The sequence below is a fragment of the Salinisphaera orenii subsp. halophila YIM 95161 genome (assembly GCF_003732545.1).
Taxonomy (GTDB): Bacteria; Pseudomonadota; Gammaproteobacteria; order Nevskiales; family Salinisphaeraceae; genus Salinisphaera; species Salinisphaera orenii_A.
The window spans coordinates 192373-209104 of the sequence record NZ_AYKF01000066.1 but is presented as its reverse complement, the minus strand read 5'-3'; the positions used below and the strand labels follow the sequence as shown (position 1 = coordinate 209104).

Annotated in this window: 15 protein-coding genes; 6 read left to right on the top strand and 9 right to left on the bottom strand. The window is 68.5% G+C overall.

The window, feature by feature from the left end:
- Positions 1-106: 106 nt before the first annotated feature.
- Positions 107-625: a C40 family peptidase gene (locus SAHL_RS05705; protein WP_184947403.1), complete on the bottom strand. Its 519-nt coding sequence runs from the start codon at positions 623-625 to the stop codon at positions 107-109.
- A 49-nt stretch (positions 626-674) separates the two neighbouring features.
- Positions 675-1691 carry a thioredoxin-disulfide reductase gene (gene trxB, locus SAHL_RS05700; protein WP_123590427.1) on the bottom strand — a complete coding sequence of 339 codons (1017 nt, stop codon included), beginning with the start codon at positions 1689-1691 and terminating at the stop codon, positions 675-677.
- A gap of 188 nt (positions 1692-1879) precedes the next feature.
- Between trxB and sppA the strand changes: the two genes are divergently transcribed.
- Together sppA and SAHL_RS05690 are read left to right on the top strand one after the other, a co-directional pair.
- Positions 1880-3751: a signal peptide peptidase SppA gene (gene sppA, locus SAHL_RS05695; protein WP_184947401.1), complete on the top strand. Its 1872-nt coding sequence runs from the start codon at positions 1880-1882 to the stop codon at positions 3749-3751.
- 4 nt (positions 3752-3755) lie between these two features.
- Positions 3756-4730, top strand: a complete 975-nt coding sequence (locus tag SAHL_RS05690) for a glutathione S-transferase family protein (protein ID WP_123590425.1) — start codon at positions 3756-3758, stop codon at positions 4728-4730.
- A gap of 254 nt (positions 4731-4984) precedes the next feature.
- Here the strand turns inward: SAHL_RS05690 and SAHL_RS05685 are convergent, their stop codons facing one another.
- Entirely contained in the window at positions 4985-5761 is a 777-nt protein-coding gene (locus SAHL_RS05685) for a glycerophosphodiester phosphodiesterase (RefSeq protein ID WP_184947399.1), read from the bottom strand.
- Between the two features lie 110 nt (positions 5762-5871).
- On the opposite strand from SAHL_RS05685, the gene metC reads away from it, so the two are divergent.
- Positions 5872-7059: a cystathionine beta-lyase gene (metC, locus tag SAHL_RS05680; protein ID WP_245968400.1), complete on the top strand. Its 1188-nt coding sequence runs from the start codon at positions 5872-5874 to the stop codon at positions 7057-7059.
- 504 nt (positions 7060-7563) lie between these two features.
- Here the strand turns inward: metC and nadC are convergent.
- From nadC to egtC, 3 genes are all read right to left on the bottom strand, one after another.
- The gene (gene nadC, locus SAHL_RS05675; protein ID WP_221177847.1) at positions 7564-8475 is read right to left on the bottom strand and encodes a carboxylating nicotinate-nucleotide diphosphorylase; all 912 of its coding nucleotides are present in this window, start codon (positions 8473-8475) and stop codon (positions 7564-7566) included.
- 319 nt (positions 8476-8794) lie between these two features.
- The gene (locus SAHL_RS05670; RefSeq protein ID WP_184947397.1) at positions 8795-9928 is read right to left on the bottom strand and encodes an SUMF1/EgtB/PvdO family nonheme iron enzyme; all 1134 of its coding nucleotides are present in this window, start codon (positions 9926-9928) and stop codon (positions 8795-8797) included.
- Entirely contained in the window at positions 9925-10692 is a 768-nt protein-coding gene (gene egtC, locus SAHL_RS05665) for an ergothioneine biosynthesis protein EgtC (protein ID WP_123590421.1), read from the bottom strand. The genes SAHL_RS05670 and egtC overlap by 4 nt, the downstream gene beginning before the upstream one ends.
- 72 nt (positions 10693-10764) lie before the next feature.
- On the opposite strand from egtC, the gene egtD reads away from it, so the two are divergent.
- Entirely contained in the window at positions 10765-11769 is a 1005-nt protein-coding gene (gene egtD / locus SAHL_RS05660) for an L-histidine N(alpha)-methyltransferase (protein ID WP_123590420.1), read from the top strand.
- Between the two features lie 11 nt (positions 11770-11780).
- Here the strand turns inward: egtD and argF are convergent, their stop codons facing one another.
- The 3 genes from argF to SAHL_RS05645 all read right to left on the bottom strand — a co-directional run bounded on the left by argF (position 11781) and on the right by SAHL_RS05645 (position 14554).
- Entirely contained in the window at positions 11781-12677 is an 897-nt protein-coding gene (argF, locus tag SAHL_RS05655; RefSeq protein WP_123590419.1) for an ornithine carbamoyltransferase, read from the bottom strand.
- On the bottom strand, positions 12674-13870 hold the full coding sequence (locus tag SAHL_RS05650; protein ID WP_123590418.1) for an acetylornithine transaminase: 1197 nt from the start codon (positions 13868-13870) through the stop codon (positions 12674-12676). Before SAHL_RS05650 ends, argF begins: the two co-directional genes overlap by 4 nt.
- Before the next feature lie 75 nt (positions 13871-13945).
- Positions 13946-14554 (bottom strand): superoxide dismutase, encoded by a 609-nt coding sequence (locus SAHL_RS05645; protein ID WP_123590417.1) that lies wholly within the window; start codon positions 14552-14554, stop codon positions 13946-13948.
- 161 nt (positions 14555-14715) lie between these two features.
- Here SAHL_RS05645 and SAHL_RS05640 point away from each other — a divergent pair, with 161 nt between their 5' ends.
- Positions 14716-16284, top strand: coding sequence for a hydantoinase B/oxoprolinase family protein (locus SAHL_RS05640; protein WP_123590416.1), 1569 nt, complete (start codon positions 14716-14718; stop codon positions 16282-16284).
- 66 nt (positions 16285-16350) lie between these two features.
- Positions 16351-16692, top strand: a complete 342-nt coding sequence (grxD, locus tag SAHL_RS05635) for a Grx4 family monothiol glutaredoxin (RefSeq protein WP_123590415.1) — start codon at positions 16351-16353, stop codon at positions 16690-16692.
- Positions 16693-16732 lie beyond the last annotated feature (40 nt).

The window sequence follows — 16732 nt, the reverse complement described above, 5'->3', positions numbered from 1 at the left end:
TAAGTAATTGGTTGTTACTAAAGAGATTATACCGGCTTCGCCGTTCTGTTTGGTGCAATATCCGGGCTAGCGCTCGGTGCGGGCGCGCATGACGCGTCGACAGCCGTTAGCGCAGCGGCAGGATGCGGATGACCCCGACCAGACGCTGGTGCCAGTACTCGTCGAGCGCCAGCCGGCGCACGCCGGCGTCCTCGCGAATGCCGGGCGTGGCCATCAGCATCGTCTCGTCGCCGAGATAGAGCCCCACGAGCAGCCGCGCCCGATCGTCGTCACCCTCCAGCCGGAAGAAGACGAGATCGGCTGGCCGGGCATCGGCGAGGTCGATCGGTGTGCCGGCCTCGAGCTGGGCGCGCACGGCCTCCGGCAGCGGCTCGGGCGCGTCGCGGTAGACGAAGGCGATGAAACCGTCGTTATCGAACGCCGACGGCCCGCTCGCCTCGCGGCGATAGGGCTTGCCGATCTGCTCGAGCGCGTGCGAAATGACCGCTTCGCGCTCGGCGCTGCCGGCCGGCACCCGGTTTTCTACCGGCGGTGCGCTGCTGCAGCCGGCCAGCAGCGCCGCTCCCAGGACGAGGGCCGCGGCGATCGCGCGCGGCAGCTGCGGGTGGCGTGGCGGTGTCTTCATTACGGCATCATGCCGCAGCGGTGATGCGTCCGACCAGCGGCCGGCCCCATCACACTTCGCGATGCGCCTCCTGGGCCTCGACGTGCGCCTCGCGGGCGCTGTCGTCCGCGGTAAGCGCATCGAGATACTTCTCGGCGTCGAGCGCGGCCATGCAGCCGCTGCCGGCGGAGGTGATCGCCTGACGATAGACGTGGTCCATCACGTCGCCCGCGGCGAACACGCCGGGCTTGCTGGTGGCCGTGGCGTTGCCCTGGGTGCCGCTCTGCACCTTGATATAGCCGCCTTCCATATCGAGCTGGCCGGCGAAGATGTCGGTGTTGGGCTTGTGGCCGATGGCGATGAAGATGCCGTCCACATCGAGTTCCTGCGTCTCGCCGGAGCGGGTGTGCTTGATGCGCCCGCCGGTCACGCCCATCTCGTCGCCCAGCACCTCGTCGAGCTCGTGATCCCAGATGATCGACACGTTGCCGTTGGCCTGCTTGTCGAAGAGTTTGTCGGCCAGGATCTTCTCGCCGCGGAACTTGTCGCGCCGATGCACCACGGTGACGTGCGCGGCCAGGTTCGACAGATACAACGCCTCTTCGAGGGCGGTGTTGCCGCCGCCGATCACGGCCACGTTCTTGCCCTTGTAGAAGAAGCCGTCGCAGGTCGCGCAGGCGGAGATACCCTTGCCCATGAAGGCCGTCTCCGATTCCAGCCCGAGATAGCGCGCGGTCGCACCGGTGGCGATGATCAGCGCATCGCAGGTGTAGACGCCGCGATCGCCTTCCAGCCGGTAGGGCGGCTTCGACAGATCGGTCGTATGGATGTGATCGAACAGAATCTCGGTATCGAAGCGCTTGGCGTGCTCTTCCATGCGCTGCATCAGACCCGGGCCCTGTAGGCCCTCGACGTCGCCCGGCCAGTTGTCGACATCGGTGGTGGTCATGAGCTGGCCGCCCTGTTCCATGCCGGTGATCAGCACCGGCTTGAGATTGGCGCGGGCGGCATAGACCGCGGCGGTATAGCCGGCCGGGCCGGAGCCGAGAATGATCAGCTTCTGATGCCGGATCTCGTCTTTGCTCATAGTCTGTCCTGGGCGAGAATGAAGCGGTTCGCAGCCGCCTGACGATGCGGCGCGTGTACCCGTGATTCAAGTCGCGAACGCGTGTGCAAGCGGCTACACTGCCACGCGTCGCGCGGGCTTGCATCCGCGGGACGGCCATTCCGGCCGCACCCGTGATACTGGGGGCGGTTCTTGAATCTGGAGTTACCGTGGCGCAAAAGCCGTCCTTCCTCCGCCGCCTGTTTGGCGGCATCTGGCGCACGATCGCGCTGTTGTACGCGCTCGTGCTGCTGGTGTTGCTGCTGATCGTGCCTGCGGGGATCTATCTGGCGTTCTTCAGCGGGCCGCAGGTGTCGGTACCGCAGGGCAGCGCCTTGGTCTGGGCCCCCGTCGGCGACCTGGTCGAGCAGGACAGCCGGGGTGTGGGCAACGTGCTCGGCGCGGTGTTCTCCGAGCCGCAGCGTCAGTCGGTGGTGCGCGATCTCGTCGAATCACTCGATCGCGCGCGAGACGACGATCGCATCGAGCTGGCTTTCCTCAAGCTCGACGAGCTCGGTGCCGCGCAGCCGGGCCAGGTGCAGGATCTGCTTGCCGCGATCGATCGCTTCAAGCAGTCCGGCAAACCGGTCGTCGCCTGGTCGCCGTCCTACGATCAGTCGCAGTACGCGCTCGCCAGCCACGCAGACACGATCTATCTGGATCCCCTCGGCTTCGTGTTCATGCCGGGCTACGGGGTCTACCGCAACTACTACAAGGAAGCGCTGGACAAGCTCGGGGTCACGATCAACGTGTTTCGCGTGGGCGAGTACAAGTCCTATGTGGAGCCGTTCATTCGCAACGACATGTCGCCCGAGGCCCGGGCGGCCAATCAGGCGTGGATGAGTTCGCTTTGGCGCACCTATCGCGAGTCGATCAGCGCCACGCGCGACTACAGCGCCGAGGACGTTTCAGCCTATATCGAGGATTTTGCCGACACGCTCGAGGCCATGGACGGCAACGCCGCCCGCATGGCGCACGAGGCCGGCCTGGTGGACACCGTCGCCGCGCTGCCCGATGTCCGTGAGGCGATGCGCGAGCGCGTGGGCAGCGACGACGCGCATGGCAGTTTCAGCCAGATCAACCAGGCCGACTATCTCGCCGCGACCGATACGGAACAGACCGCGCCGCGCACCGACAACCGCGTGGCACTCGTGGTGATCGAGGGCGCCATCGTGGACGGCGAGAGCGTGGCCGATTCGGCCGGCGGCGAGACCATCGCGCGTCTGATCGCCGATGCCCGCCGCGACGAGCACGTCGCTTCGCTGCTGCTGCGGGTGAATTCGCCGGGCGGCTCGGTCACGGCCTCGGAAAGGATCCGGCGCGAGATCGCCCGCACGCGGGCGGCCGGCAAGCCCGTGGTCGTGTCGATGGCCGGCGTGGCCGCCTCGGGCGGCTACTGGGTGTCGATGAACGCCGACCAGATCTGGGCGCAGCCGTCGACCATCACCGGCTCGATCGGCATCTTCGGCATCGTGCCCACGATCGACGAGCCGTTGAACGAGCTCGGCATTCACACTGACGGCGTCGGCACCACGCCGCTGTCGGGCCTGATGCGCATCGACCGGCCGTTGTCGGAGACCGCGCGCACGATCTTCCAGACCGGGGTCGAGCGGGGCTACGACACGTTCGTCGGCCATGTCGCCGACGCCCGCAACATGGAGGAGTCGGCGGTGCGGCGCATCGCCGAAGGCCGGGTCTGGAGCGGCGCCGACGCCGAGCGGCTGGGGTTGATCGACAGCCTCGGCGGGTTCGTCGACGCGCGTGACGCCGCCGCCAAGCTCGCCGACCTGGAGCCCGGCGACTACGCGCTGCAGCCGATGCAGCCGCCGGCCGACTGGCGCACGCTCGTGCGTCAGTTCCTGTCCGCGCACACCGAAGCGGCGTGGATGCCGGCCTGGCTGTCCGGTCTCGTCGACAACGAAGCGCTGGCCTGGCTGCGTACCGGGCTCAACGATCCGCATCACCGCTACGCCCATTGTTTCTGCCGCGTGAGCAGTGCCGACGCCGGTATCGCTGCGCTCTCGCGGCAGCGTTCGGAGTAATCGCATGGGACTGCTCGTCGAAGGTCAGTGGCAGGATCAGTGGTACGACACCGCCTCGCACGGCGGCCGGTTCGTGCGCGAATCGGCCGGTTTTCGCGACTGGGTCGAGCCGTCGGCCGACGCGCGTTTTCCCGCCGCGGCGGGGCGCTACCAGCTCTATGTCTCGCTGGCCTGCCCCTGGGCCCATCGCACCCTGATCCTGCGCAAGCTCAAGGGGCTGGAAACGGCGATCGGTGTGGCCATCGTCGATCCGTACATGGGCGAGTGGGGCTGGAGCTTCTCCGACGCGCCCGGGGCGATACCGGATCCGCTCTACGGGCTCGATCATCTGTTCGAGCTCTACCAGAAGGCCGCGCCGAGCTACACCGGACGGGTCACCACGCCCACGCTCTGGGACACCCATCACGAGACCATCGTCTCCAACGAATCCGCAGACATCGTGCGCATGTTCAACAGCGCCTTCGACGAGGTGGCCGCGCATCCGGAGCGCGACTACTACCCGGCGGAACTGCGCGACGAGATCGATGCCGTCAACGAGCGCGTCTATCACGACGTCAACAACGGCGTGTACAAGGCCGGCTTCGCGACCACGCAGAGCGCCTACGAGGATGCGTTCGAGACCCTGTTCGCCACGCTGGATACGCTCGACGCGCGGCTGGCGGAGCGACGCTATCTGGCCGGCAGTCGCGTCACCGAGGCCGACTGGCGGCTGTTCGTGACCCTGGTGCGCTTCGACGTGGTGTATGTCGGCCACTTCAAGTGCAATCTGCGGCGGATCGCCGACTATCCGCATCTGTCGGGCTATCTGCGCGAGCTCTATCAGATGTCCGGCATCGCCGAGACCACGAACTTCGATCACATCAAGCAGCACTACTACCGCAGCCACGGCACCATCAACCCGACCGGCATCGTGCCGGCCGGGCCGGCGCTGGATCTGTATGCGCCGCACGGGCGTGAGGTGCTCGGCCCGGCGGTCTAGGAGCCGGGCTCTGTCGGCACGTCCCGCGGGTCGTGCGGCCCCGGTGACAATCGATCGCAGGCGGTCGGCCATCGTCCGGCGCCGGCTGCGGGCATGACCGTCGCCGGGCCGCGCAGCGCCGATATCGAGCGGCGGGCGAGCCGAGTCCCGGATCGGTGGCGCGCCGCCGGTCGTAGCGCCGGCCCGGACGGTGCTCGCGCCCGTCCTCCTGTCCACGCACGGCCACCGGCGCGGCTGCGCGATAAGGGTTCTACCTAGACGGCGGCAAGCCGCGCGCGCGCAGCGTCCAGTCCACGTTGCAGGCGCGCGGCATGGTTGGTGAATATCCACTCCACGCCGCGCCCGATCTCGCGCAGACACATCGCCGGCGTGCTCACGAAGCCGCTGCCGATCAGCGCGCGGCGCGCGTGCAGCGTTTCGATGTGACGGCCGCGCAGCAGGGCGAAAGGCCCGGCCAGACCGGCGCAGTCGTGGGTCCGCGCCCAGTCGAACAGGGCCGGCAGGTTGAGTTTGGCCACCGGCAGGTGACAGCGCTGCGGCAGTGTGGTGGCACCCTCGAACAGCGTCGTGTCGAGCGACAGCAGGTGGAAGTCGCGCACCGGGGCCAACGGTGCCAGCAGCTCGGCTAGTCGCGTCTCGGCGCGCTCGCTGCCGCGGGTCTTGAGTTCGATCATCAGATGCGCGCGGCCCGCATAGCGCTCCAGCACGCTCGCCAGATGCGGCAGGCGGGGCTCGGCCGCCCGCAGGGCGGACCAGGGGCTGTCGGCCACCACGTCCGAACGCCCGAACACGCGTTTTAGATCGGCGTCGTGGACCACCACGGGTTCGTCGTCGCGGGTGTAGCGCACGTCGAACTCGATCGCGGGCACGCCGGCGGCGACGGCCGGGTCGAAGGCCGCGATGGTGTTCTCGCAGACGTGGCGACCGTCGCGTTCGCCGCGGTGGGACACGATCCGCGCCCGCGCGAGCGCGGCGGCGTCGGGCCGCCGGTAGGGCAGTCCGGTCAGCACGCGCTCGAGCGTGTGGGACAATAGATTTTCCAGATGTCGGTTCACGGTGAACGACGGGCCTGCAGGCTGATGCGGCCCAGTATAGTCTTTCCGTCGTGGCCGGCCGGTGAAATCGACAGCACGGGGATTCGATGACAAGCCAGCGCCGCATGAAGACCGCCACCCGCCTCGTCCATGCCGGCCGTGATCCGGCCGCCCAGCACGGCATGGTCAATCCGCCCGTTTACCACGCTTCGACGGTGTTGTTCGAATCGCTGGACGCACTCGAGAACGCCGCCGCGAATCCGTTTCGCGGCATCTACTACGGCCGCAACGGCACGCCCGTGCAGTTCGCCTTCGAGGACGCCGTGGCGGAGCTGGAGGGCGCCCACGGCGCGGTCACGACCTGCTCGGGGCTGGCTGCGATCACGGTGGCGCTGATGAGCGTGGCCGAATCCGGCGCCCACCTGCTGGTCACGGATAATGTCTATGGGCCCACGCGCAAGCTCTGCGACGGCCTGCTCGCCGGCTTCGGAGTCGAGACCGAGTATTTCGACCCGACGCTGTCCGCCGAGGCGCTCGAAGCGCTGATTCGTCCCGAGACTCGGGCGCTGTTCCTCGAGGCCCCGGGGTCGCTGACCTTCGAGATCGCCGACGTGCCGGCGCTGTCCGCGGTCGCGCGACGCCACGGTGTGGCCGTGCTGGCCGACAACACCTGGGCCACGCCGCTGTATTTCGATGCCATCGGCCACGGCGTCGATATCTCCATCCATGCTGCGACCAAATACTTCGTGGGCCACGCCGACGCCATGCTCGGCGTGATCAACTGCCGCGAGGCGCACTACCCGCGCGTGAAGAAGACCGCCGCCGCGATGGGCTATTGCGCCGGCCCGGACGACATCTACCTCGGCCTGCGCGGGCTGCGCACGATGGGCCAGCGCCTGATCCAGCACGACGCCAGCGCGCGCCGGCTGGCGGACTGGCTGGCGGACCGGCCGGAGGTCGCGCGGGTGATCCATCCGGCGCGCGCGGACCATCCCCAGCACGCGTTGTTCAGGCGCGATTTCAGCGGCGCCAGCGGCCTGTTCGCCTTTGTGCTGGAACCGGTCGAGCGCGCCCGGCTGGCGGCGATGGTTGACGGTCTGTCGCTGTTCGGCATGGGTTTTTCCTGGGGCGGCTACGAAAGCCTGATCCTGCCGATCAACCCCGAGCGCATGCGCTCGGCGACCGTCTGGGAGGCGTCCGGACCGACGCTGCGGGTGCACGTCGGCCTCGAGGATGTCGACGATCTCATCGCCGATCTCGAGGCTGGGTTCGAGCGCCTGGCCGGGCGGGCCTAGCAGACGGTGCGCTGACCGGTAGCGCAGCGCCGCGTCGACGCGTTTCGTCGCGCAGGTCGGCCCGCGCGACGGCGAACGCAGGGCCATCGCCGAACGCGACGGCGCGCCGTCGCGGCCAGGGCGCGCGACGCGCGCGTCGGGGGCCGACGCTTTGCCATGCGATCCTGAATTCCGAGCGCTGGTCGTGTCACCCGACCGGAGGCCGTGACCGCCGTTGGCGCAGCCCGCGCGGGGCGGTCGCTAGGGCGGCCGGCCGCGCCTGTGCTGGCCGCCCGTACCTGCCGGACGCACCGGCCATGCGACAGCCCGGTGCGGAATCGAGTCGACGGCACGGCAAGCTGGGCGCGGCGCAAACGCCTCGTCATTCCCGGCGCGTTGCGAAGCCCGGCGCTCGGCGCGGCGGCGGTTCGGCCAGTGCGCGCGTCGGCCGAGGCGTTGATCGCGTGTTCGAACGCAGCGTGCCGCCACGCCTCATCGATGCGCCCCGTGTCGGCTTCGTCCGCTCTAGGTCTGAGCGCTGCCCGCGGCCGGATCGCCCCTTGCGGGTGCGTTGACCTGCATGCGCATCGAGAAGTCGGTGGCCCGGATATGTTTGGTCAGCCCGCCGATGGAGATGCGATCCACGCCGGTGTCGGCGATCTCACGGACGTTGGTCAGGGTGATGTCGCCGGAGGCCTCGATCACGATCTGACGCCGGAAACGTCGCCGGTGGGCGTCGGCCATGTGCACCGCGCGGGCCAGGACATGGGTGGCGAAATTGTCCAGCAGCACCGCGTCCACGCCGGCTTCCAGGGCGGCGTCGAGTTCCTCGAGCGTTTCCACTTCGACCTGCAGGAACAGGTCCGGCGACTGCGCGCGCGCGCCGGCCACGGCCGCCTCGATGCCGCCCGCGGCCATGATGTGGTTTTCCTTGATGAGGATGGCGTCGAACAGACCGAAACGGTGATTCACGCCGCCGCCGCAGCGCACGGCGTAGCGCTGGGCGCTGCGCAGGCCCGGCAGCGTCTTGCGCGTGTCCACGATGCCGGTATTCGTGCCCTTTACCCGTTCCACGTAGTCGTGGGTGGTGCTCGCGACACCGGAGAGCAGCTGCAGGAAATTCAGCGCCGTGCGTTCGCCGCTGAGCACTGCGCGCGCCGGGCCATGCAGTTCGCAGACCGGCGTCTCCGAGCGCATGCGCTCGCCATCGTCATAGCTCCAGTCGATGCGGACGTCGGCGTCCAGTGCCGCGAACACGGCGTCGAACCAGGGCCGGCCGGACAGGATCGCGTTCTCGCGCGCGACGACGACGGCATTCGCGGGTGCGGCGGCATCGGCCAGCAGGGCGTTGCGGTCGCCGTCGCCGATGTCCTCGGCGAGTGCGCGCGCGACGGTGTCGGCGACTTCGGCCGGCGGATTGAAGTCGATCGTCGGCACAGGCTTTGCTCCGGATCTCTCGAGGGCCGGCAGTATACGTCAGCGGTGCGGTAGGGCCTGTAAACACTTCATGCGAACGCCGCGTTGGAGACCTCAAATCGTGTTCTGCACGGCGCGAGTCGCCGATCGTGGCGCGCCACGATCAAGGCTGGCAACGCCGCAGAGCGCGATTTGAGGTCCAACCCTTCGGGACAAGCGCTGTTGTGCGGCAATCCAGCGTTGTCGCACGCTGGTGCAGAATGAGTGCACGGCGCGTACTACGCCTCGTCTTGCCGCACAACAGCGCTTGGCGCGGGCTCGCATGAAGTGTTAACAGGCCCTAGAACGCCAGCCGCAGGCCGGCGCGCACGTGGCGATGGGCTGGCGGATAGAAGTTGCGAAAGCCCGGACGCAGCACGTCGGGCTCGGTATGGCGGCTGCCGCCGCGGGCCACGAAATGGTCGCCGTCGAACCACGATTGCGAATAGGCTTCGTAGGGGAAGGCGGTGAAGCCGGGGTAGGGATGGAAGGCGTCCGCACACCATTCCCAGACCCGGTGCAGGCCGCGCAGGCAGTCCGCTCGGCGCGCGGCTTCCCATTCGATCTCCGTGGGCAGCCGCGCGCCCGCGTAACGGGCGAAGGCGCGCGCTTCGTACCAGCCGATGCCGTGGACCGGGGCGTCGGCGATCGCGTCCTCGCCGTCGCCGGGCACGTGCCAGCCGTGTCCCCCTGCCGGCCGCCAGTGCTGGGGGTGGGTGACGCCGGCGGCCTCGCGCCAGGCCCAGCCGGCCGGGTCCCAGAGCTCAGGGCGGTGATAGCCGCCGGCCTCCATGAGGCCGAGCCACTGTGCATTGGTCACCGGATGGTCGGCGATGTCGAAGGCAGCGACGTGGGTCTCGAACGCCGGCTTTTCGTTGTCGTAGGCCGCCACGTCGTCCGTGCCGATGGTCGCGGTATGGGCCGGCACGTGGGTGGTCGTGCACTCGGGAGAGGCGGGCGCCAGGGCGGTGGCGGCCGGCCGCGTCGTATGTCCGAGTGCGAGCTGGTCGCAGGCCAGACGCATGGTCTCCAGATGCTGGGCGTAGTGCTGACGCAGGAACGCCTCCAGATAGCCGTCGTTCAGCAGGGCATGATCCATCTCCGGGGTGGCGGCCCAGTAGGCGTCGCTGCGCGCCGCCACGGCGCGGGTCCAGTCGCGCATCGCGTCTGGGCCGGGCAGGCGGGCGCTGCGCTCGCCCTTGGCGCAGAGTTCCGGAAAATACAGCGTGCGCCAGTGGTCGGTGATGTCATGGTCGCCGAAGACGCATTCCGCCAGCCAGTAGTGCTCGACGAAAAAGACATGCCCGACGTGCCAGAGCAGCGGGCTGAGCTCGGCATGGCTCTGGCGTGTGAGATCGTGCTCGGGCACGGCGTCGAGCATGGCGCGGCTGGCCGCACGCAGACCGGCCAGGCGGTGGGGAAACGGTGGGTTCATAGTGTTTCGACAACGGGGACTGAACTCTGCCTGTCTACTACGACCAGTGTGTCGGTTTCGATCCGTGTCCATCCGGAGTCGGTGTCGAAGGGTTCGGAGGCGATCATCGTGCCGGCCCGCCAATCGGCGTGATAATACAGCGACGGCGCGCGCGCATTGATGGCGGTGCGCACCGCGACCAGCCGCTCGCCGTCGGTCAGCACGAAGGCGAGCAGCGCGCGCACATCCGGCGTCTCGGCGAGCCAGCCGCGCAGCAGGGCGATGGCCGTGCGCGCACGGGTCACCGGGTCGCCGGCCTGCTGGCGGAGCAGGGCGAACAGATACTCGGAATCGGTGTTGCCGACGATTGAGGTCTCCACCGCGGGCGCGAGCTCGGCCCGCAGCCTCGCCCGCAGCGTGGTTGCGAAGCGATCGACGAACCCGTTGTGGGTAAACAACAAACGCTCGTCGCAGAATGGCTGCGTGTTGGCGTGATCGGTGCCCAGCCCCGGCGTGGCGCTGCGGACGTTGCCCAGCCACAGCCGCGATCGCAGGCTGCGGGCCAGCGGCTCGACGTTGACGTCCGCCCAGATCGGCAGGATGTTGCGATAGACCGCTGGGCGGTCGTCGTCGTCCAGCCAGGCCGCGCCCCAGCCGTCGGCGTTGACCGTGGCGCTTTCCATCTCGCGCGCGTCCCAGGCCTGTCGGCTCAACCCGTGTTCGGGCGCGAGCAGGATATCGTTCAGGAAACCGGGCGCGCCCATGTAGGCGGCGATGCGACACATCCGTAGTCGACCGGGTATCGGGATTATCGGCGCATGATAACCTCCGACGCCATCACGCCAAATCGCTGATTCATGCGCGTTTCAGGACAGACCGACCGGCTTGCCAGTTCCGTGGTCACCCCGGATCGTGCGGTGGCCACGCTCACCGACGACGTCCGGGCCGGGCTGCTGTCGCGGCCGCGCTGGCTGCCGGCGAAGTATTTCTACGACGACCACGGCTCCGAGCTGTTCGAGGCCATTTGTGCGACCCCGGAGTACTATCCGTCACGCGCCGAGGAGGCCTTGCTCGCCGCCCATGTCGGCTCGATCGTGGAGGCGGCATCGCCCGACCACATGCTGGAGCTGGGCAGCGGCAGCTCGCGCAAGACCCGCCATCTCCTGGCGGCCTGCGACCGGCTCGGCCGGCATCCGGTCTACTGGCCCTTCGACGTCAGCGCGCAGATGATGCTCGACGCCGGCGCGGATCTGGTGGGCCGCTATCCGTGGCTGTCCGTGCATGCGCTGATCGGCGACTACACCGGCGGTCTGGGCCGGCTGCCGCTGCCGCATAGCGGCCGTCGGCTGATCGTCTTTCTCGGCGGCACGCTGGGCAATTTCGAGCCCGCCGCAGCCATTGCGATGCTGCGCGAGATCGCCGCGCTGATGCGCGCCGACGATCGCCTGCTGCTGGGCCTGGATCGCGTCAAGGACCGCGGCCGCCTAGAGGCGGCCTACGACGACGCCGAGGGGGTGACGGCAGCCTTCAACCGCAACGTGCTCACGGTGATCAATCGCGAGCTGGATGCGGATTTCCCGGTCGCCGACTATCGCCACCGGGCGGTGTTCGACACCGAACACGAACGCATCGAGATGCGGCTGGCGGCCGGACACGACCACAGCGTGCGGCTGGGTGCGCTGGACACCTTCATCGACATGGCGGCCGGCGAGGAGATCGTCACCGAGTTCAGCCACAAGTTCACGCCGGCCTCCATCGAGCGTCTTCTGGCCGCCGCGGGCCTCGTCGCGACCGCCCATCACGAGGCCGAGGGCGGCGACTACTCGCTGGTGGTCGCCGGGCGCGCCGACGCCGACGGCTGAGGCCGGGCCCGTCAGGCGTCGAGCAGATCGAGCAGCAGCGCCTTCTGCGCGTGGAGTCGATTCTCGGCCTCGTCCCAGACGACGCTGCTCGGCCCGTCGATCACCTCGGCGCTGACTTCTTCGCCGCGGTGGGCGGGCAGGCAATGCATGAACAGGGCGTCGTCGGCGGTCCAGCTCATCAGCGCGCGATTGACCTGGAAGTTGGCGAAATCCGCTAGCCGCGCCTCGCGGTCGTCCTCGTCGCCCATGCTGGCCCAGACGTCGGTGACCACCAGGTCCGCGCCGTCGGCGGCCTCGGGGGCGTCCTCGCAGATCACGGCATGCGCGCCGGCGGCCTCGACGATCCGCGCCTCCGGCTGATACCCGGGTGGTGCCGCCACGCGCAGCGTGAAATCGAGCAGGCGCGCCGCGTGCAGCCAGGAGTTGCACATATTGTTGCCGTCACCGATCCAGGCCACCGTCCGGCCGGCGATGTCGCCGCGGTGCTCGGTGTAGGTCTGGAGATCGGCCAGCAGCTGGCAGGGATGCAGGCGGTCGGTCAGCCCGTTGATGACCGGGGCCCGCGAATAGGCGGCGAAACGCTCGAGCGTGTCGTGCGAGTGGTTGCGGATCATGATCGCGTCGGCCATGCGCGAGAGCACGCGGGCGGTGTCCTCGACCGGCTCGCCGCGCCCGATCTGGGTGTCGGCCGGCGACAGGAAGATGGCATGGCCGCCGAGCTGGGTCATGCCTGCCTCGAACGAAACCCGGGTGCGCGTCGAGGCTTTCTCGAACAGCATCGCCAGCGTCCGGCCGGCCAGCGGCGGCTTGCGCGGCGGCCTGGCCTTCAGCGCGATGGCGCTGTCGATCACGCGGCGGATGCCGTCGGCGCCGAGGTCGTCGAGGCGGAGGAAATGGCGGACTGTCATGCGTTGGCTCGTGTGTCGTTGTCGGAAGCCGCCGCGTTCTCGATCAGCTCGCAGACGGTGTCCACGAGCCGCTCGACTTCGGGCGGCGCGATGATCAGCGGTGGCAGCAGGCGGATGACCGAGCCGGCGGTCACGTTGAGCAGGACGCCGCGTTCGCGGGCGGTCTCGACAAGCTCCGGGCAGGGCCGGCCCAGTTCGATGCCGATCATCAGCCCGGCGCCGCGGATATCCCGCACCACGTCAAGACCGCCGACGCGCGCCTCGATCTGGCCGCGGATGGATTCCCCCATGGCCTGGGCATGGGTGAGCAGGCCGTCGTCGTCGATCGTGTCGAGTACCGCGAGCGCGGCTCGGCAGGCTAACGGATTGCCGCCGAAGGTCGAGCCGTGGCTGCCGGGGCCGAACAGTTCGCGTGCCGGCCCGGCCACCAGCGTGGCGCCGATGGGCACGCCGCCGCCGAGTCCTTTCGCCAGACACATGACGTCCGGCGTGATCCCGCTTGCCTGGTGGGCGAACCAGTCGCCCGTGCGCCCGACGCCGGTCTGGACCTCGTCGACCATCAGCAGCCAGCCGCGCGTGTCGCACAGCGCGCGAAGACTGGGAAGAAACGACGCCGGCGGCACGCGTACGCCGCCTTCGCCCTGAATGGGCTCGACCAGCACCGCCGCGATGTCGCCGTCGTCCAGCGCGCGGATGGCCTCGAGGTCGCCGTAGGGCACGCGTACGAAGCCCTCGGGCAGTGGTTCGAACCCCTGCTGTGCCGACGGATTGCCGGTGGCGGCCAGGGCGGCCAGCGTGCGGCCGTGAAAAGCGCTCTCCATCACTACAATGCGCGGTGTGTCGATGCCGCGGCCGTGGCCGTGCAGGCGCGCGAGCTTGATGGCGGCCTCGTTGGCTTCGCTGCCGCTGTTGCCGAAGAACACGGCGTCCATGCCGGCGAGCTCGCAGAGGCGGTCCGCCAGTCTTGACTGGACCTCGATCTCGTAGAGGTTGGAGGTGTGCAGCAGGCGGTTGGCCTGTTCGCCGATCGCGGCGATCAGCGCCGGATGGGCGTGCCCCAGGGCATTCACCGCGATGCCCGAGAGGGCGTCGAGATAGCGCCGGCCGGCGGTGTCGAACAACCAGGCGCCTTCGCCACGCTCGAAGGCCACGGGCTGGCGTTTGTAGGTCGGAATCAGATGGGAATGCGTCATGGCTGCGGCGTATCAATGAAAACAGCCCCGCCGCAGTGCGACGGGGCTGCATTCTAGCGCAACCGGAGCGGGTGTTTAGCCCTTGGCGTCCTCGTAGCGCTTGGCGATGCCGTCCCAGTTGACGACGTTCCACCAGGCTTCGACGTATTCCGGCTTGCGGTTCTGGTACTTCAGATAGAAGGCGTGCTCCCAGACGTCCAGCCCCATCACCGGTTTGCCGTCCTCGGAGACGACATCCATGATCGGGTTGTCCTGGTTCTGGGTGGACACGATCCGCAGCTGATTGCCCTGCGGCACGAGCCAGACGAAGCCGGAGCCGAACAGGCCGGTGGCCGCGTTCGTGAACTGCTCCTTGAACTCGTCAAAGGAGCCGAAGCTCGAATCGATCGCCTTGGCGAGATCACCGGTCGGCTTGCCGCCGCCCGAGGGCGACATGCACTGCCAGAAGATGTTGTGGTTGTAGAAGCCACCGCCCTGGTTGCGCACGCCGGGGCCGTGCTGGCCGGCCTTCGAGAGAATGGTCTCGAGATCTTGGTCCTCGAGCTCCGTGCCCTCGATCGCCTTCTTGAACTTGGTCAGATACGCGTTGTGATGCTTCTCGTAGTGAATCTCCATCGTACGACCGTCGATGTACGGTTCGAGTGCATCGTAGTCGTACGGTAGATCGGGCAGTTCAAATGCCATGACGTATCCCTTCTTCTGAGATGAGTGAATCAACGCCTCGACTTTATATAGGGGTTTCGAGTCGATTTTCAAAGCATCACGGTGATTCTGCGGGTTTCTACTGAGGCCAGATCGCCGGCATCGCGCCTGACGGCGGCCATTACGATTGCTATGCTCGCGCAATGACTTGCCCCGCCGATACCCGCGGTCACGACGCGATCGAACTGGCCGTGTTCGCCAGTCGCATCACCGCTGTCTGCGAGGAGATGGGCGCACGCCTGGCCCAGGCCGCCTTCTCGCCCAACATCCGCGACCGGCTCGACTATTCCTGTGCCGTGTTCGACGCCGCGGGCCGGCTCTGCGCCCAGGCCGCCCACATCCCCGTGCATCTGGGCAGTATGGCCTACGCGATGGCCGACATCGTGGCCTCGCGCGAGTGGCGTCCCGGCGAGATGGTCGCGCTCAACGACCCGTATCTGGGCGGCACTCATCTGCCCGACGTGACCCTGATCGCGCCGCTGTTCGTCGACGACCGGATTGCAGCTTTCGTGGTCAACCGGGCCCATCACGCCGACATCGGCGCGGACTCGCCGGGCTCCATGCCCCTGTCCACGGATCTGGCGGAGGAAGGCCTCGTGATCGCGCCCGTGGCGCTGGTCCGCGAGGACGCGATCGACGAGGCGGTTCTGGGCGGCTGGCTGACGCGGTTGCGCAACCCCGATATCGCCCGCGGCGATTTCTCCGCGCAGATCGCGGCCAACCGGGTCGGCATGGCTCGGCTCGCCGCACTCGTCGACGAGTACCCGGGTGTCGATGCCTTCGAAGGTCGGCTCGCGGATTACAACGGCTATGCACGTCAGCTCGCGGCCGGCGCACTGGCGGCGCTGCCGGACGGACGCTATCGCTTCACCGACTATCTCGACGACGACGGCCAGGGCAGCACCGATCTGGCCATCGCCTGCTGCCTCGACGTCGAAGGCTCTCGCGTGCACGTCGACTTCGCCGGCAGCAGCCCGATGGTCGCGGGCAACGTGAACTGCCCGCTGTCGGTGACCGCCGCCGGGGTGCTGTATGCGCTGCGCTGCCTGATGCCGGCGCAGCTGCCGGCTTGCGCTGGCGCCTTCGACGACATCAGCCTCAGCGTGCCGGAACGCTCGCTGCTCAATGCCCGCGCGCCGCACGCGGTGGCGGCCGGCAATGTCGAGACCAGCCAGCGCGTGGTCGACGCCGTGCTCGGCGCGCTCGCCGATGCCGTGCCCGAGCGCGTGCCGGCGGCCAGTCACGGCAGCATGAACAACGTGGCGCTGGGATCGCACGCCGACGAATCGCCCTGGGACTACTACGAAACCATGGGCGGCGGGCTCGGCGCCGGGCCCCAGCGGCCCGGGGCTTCGGCGGTCCAGGCGCACATGACCAACACGCTGAACACCCCGGTGGAAGTGCTCGAACGCCATTTTCCCATGCGGGTGACGCGCTACGCGGTACGCCGCGGCAGCGGCGGCGCGGGCGCGCGTGCGGGCGGCGACGGCATCGAGCGCGAACTGATGTTCCTCGCGGCGACCGACTACACGCTGCTCACCGAACGCCGCGGGCGCGCGCCCTGGGGACGCGCCGGCGGCGGCGACGGCGCCCGCGGCGAGAACCGGCTCGACGAGCGTTCACTGCCCGGCAAGTGCACGGGCACGGCGCAGCCGGGGCAGCGGCTGCGGGTCACCTCCGCCGGCGGCGGTGGCCACGGGCCGCCTACCTGAACGGCCGCTCGACAGCCGCGTTATAATTTGGCAGGTGAAACCGATTTCGAAGCAAAGGACAGCGCCATGAGTGCGAAGGCAATGGAAATCATCAAGCAGGAAGTCGAAGGCAATCCGGTCGTCCTGTACATGAAGGGCACCCCGGATTTCCCCCAGTGCGGCTTTTCCGCGCGCAGCGCCGAGGCGCTCAAGGCCTGCGGCGTGCCGTTCATGGCGGTCAACGTCTTCGATGACGAGGAGATTTATCGCCAGGGCGTCAAGCTGTATTCCAACTGGCCGACGATCCCCCAGCTCTACGTCAACGGCGAACTGATCGGCGGTTCGGACATCGTCATCGATCTGTTCCAGTCCGGCGAGCTCAAGCCGATGCTGGAAAACGCCGTCGCCGAGAACGAAGGCGCCAAATAAGCGCGTAACGCGCGCAACCGGCCGCGGGCGCCGCGGCCGG

Excerpts from the sequence above, each read along its gene's own strand:
- SAHL_RS05705 (WP_184947403.1), bottom strand. The coding sequence starts at position 625 with ATGAAGACACCGCCACGCCACCCGCAGCTGCCGCGCGCGATCGCCGCG.
- trxB (WP_123590427.1), bottom strand. The coding sequence starts at position 1,691 with ATGAGCAAAGACGAGATCCGGCATCAGAAGCTGATCATTCTCGGCTCC.
- SAHL_RS05690 (WP_123590425.1), top strand. The coding sequence starts at position 3,756 with ATGGGACTGCTCGTCGAAGGTCAGTGGCAGGATCAGTGGTACGACACC.
- metC (WP_245968400.1), top strand. The coding sequence starts at position 5,872 with ATGACAAGCCAGCGCCGCATGAAGACCGCCACCCGCCTCGTCCATGCC.
- SAHL_RS05670 (WP_184947397.1), bottom strand. The coding sequence starts at position 9,928 with ATGAACCCACCGTTTCCCCACCGCCTGGCCGGTCTGCGTGCGGCCAGC.
- egtC (WP_123590421.1), bottom strand. The coding sequence starts at position 10,692 with ATGTGTCGCATCGCCGCCTACATGGGCGCGCCCGGTTTCCTGAACGAT.
- egtD (WP_123590420.1), top strand. The coding sequence starts at position 10,765 with ATGCGCGTTTCAGGACAGACCGACCGGCTTGCCAGTTCCGTGGTCACC.
- argF (WP_123590419.1), bottom strand. The coding sequence starts at position 12,677 with ATGACAGTCCGCCATTTCCTCCGCCTCGACGACCTCGGCGCCGACGGC.
- SAHL_RS05650 (WP_123590418.1), bottom strand. The coding sequence starts at position 13,870 with ATGACGCATTCCCATCTGATTCCGACCTACAAACGCCAGCCCGTGGCC.
- SAHL_RS05645 (WP_123590417.1), bottom strand. The coding sequence starts at position 14,554 with ATGGCATTTGAACTGCCCGATCTACCGTACGACTACGATGCACTCGAA.
- SAHL_RS05640 (WP_123590416.1), top strand. The coding sequence starts at position 14,716 with ATGACTTGCCCCGCCGATACCCGCGGTCACGACGCGATCGAACTGGCC.
- grxD (WP_123590415.1), top strand. The coding sequence starts at position 16,351 with ATGAGTGCGAAGGCAATGGAAATCATCAAGCAGGAAGTCGAAGGCAAT.